The organism is Streptomyces sp. SID14478, assembly GCF_010548525.1.
GTDB lineage: Bacteria > Actinomycetota > Actinomycetes > Streptomycetales > Streptomycetaceae > Streptomyces.
On record NZ_JAAGMG010000759.1, the window covers coordinates 1 to 1477 of the forward strand.

The 1477-nt window shown below is 75.0% G+C and carries 1 protein-coding gene; it reads right to left on the bottom strand.

The window, feature by feature from the left end:
* Window positions 1-1477: beta-N-acetylglucosaminidase domain-containing protein (locus G3I40_RS25105; RefSeq protein ID WP_203644753.1), on the bottom strand; the 1477-nt coding region annotated here is incomplete at both ends.

Genomic DNA, 1477 nt, shown 5'->3' on the forward strand with positions numbered 1-1477 from the left:
CGCAGCGCGGCCAGGCGGCGCGAGGCCTGCCATGCCGCCGTGTCGTCGCCTCGCCCGGCCGCCGCCAGCATGTCGACGGCCGCCTCGCCCGCGGCGCCGTAGCGGCCCAACTTGTCGCTCCAGGGCCGCACTTCGGACTCCAGAGCCGTGTCGTCGAGCCCGCCCGGCGCCCGGCGCATCGCCGTGAACGCGTCCCGCAGCTCCTTGGCCGCCGCCTTGTTCCGGCCCGCGTCCGTCGTCGTACGCGCCTGCCAGAACGCGGAGAGCAGCGGCTTGAGGTACGCCGACTCGTCCGCGCCGAGGACCGAGGAGGCGTCGTTGCCCGCGAGCGCGCCGAGGGCCGCCCGCGCGTCCTTGTCGCCGTCCGCGAGGTCGTCGATGGCCGCCTTCCAGGACTCCTGGGGGCGGTAGTCGCGCGGGTTCCACGCGTAGTCCGCGGCCGTGAACAGCGGGATGCGGGACGCCGCGGGCTGCTCCATGGCGTTGGCGAGGAGCGCCGCCGAACCGGAGGCCACCGCGGGCTCGCGGCCGGTGTACGGGCCGAGGAAGATCCGGTCCTCGGCGTAGTCGTTGACCGGGTAGTTGTCCATCGTGAGCAGCTTGTGCGCGGTGCCCGAGGAGTCGAACGCGGCCCGCGCGCCCGCCAGTTCACCGCCCGTGATGGTGCGAGGCACCACGCCGACGCCGGTCCAGGCGACCTCCACCGCGTCGTCCAGGCCGTGCGCGAGCGCCGTACGGTACGCGGTCCTCCCGTCCTGGTAGTACTCGGTCGGCATCAGCGACAGCGGTTCGGCGTCCGGGTGCCGCGCGGCGAGGTGGCGCGCCACCGCGTTGGCGACCTTGGCCTGCGCCGTCGCCGCCGCCCGCGGCCCGGAGCCGAACTCGCGCGCGTCGGACTCGCAGTGCCACTCGCTGTACGACACGTCCTGGAACTGGAGCTGGAACGCCCGCACGCCGAGCGCCCACATGGCGTCCAGCTTGCGGTTGAGCGCCTTGAGGTCGTCGTCCGACGACAGGCACATGCCCTGCCCGGGCGCGACGGCCCAGCCCAGCGTGACGTGATTGGCGCGGGCCCGCTCGGCGAGCCGGCGGAAGTCCGCGCGCTGGGCCGCCGGGTACGGCTCGCGCCAGCGCGCCTGGCGGTACAGGTCGTCCCCGGGGGCGTAGAGGTAGCGGTTCTGCTTCGTGCGCCCCATGAAGTCGAGCTGGTCCAGGCGCTGTTCGGTGCTCCACGGTGTCCCGTAGAAGCCCTCGGTCAGACCGCGTACGGCGGTGCCCGGCCAGTCGCGGACGACGGCCCCGGCGACGGCCCGTCCCGTGATCAGCTGCCGCAGCGTCTGCGCGGCGTGGAACAGGCCGTCGTCGCCGACGCCCTCCATGGCGATGACGGGGCGGCCCGCGGCGTGCCCGACGGCGAGGCGGTAGCCCCCCGACGGCAGATCGCTGCGGGCGCTGGCGCCGAGCCCGCGCAGCGTCG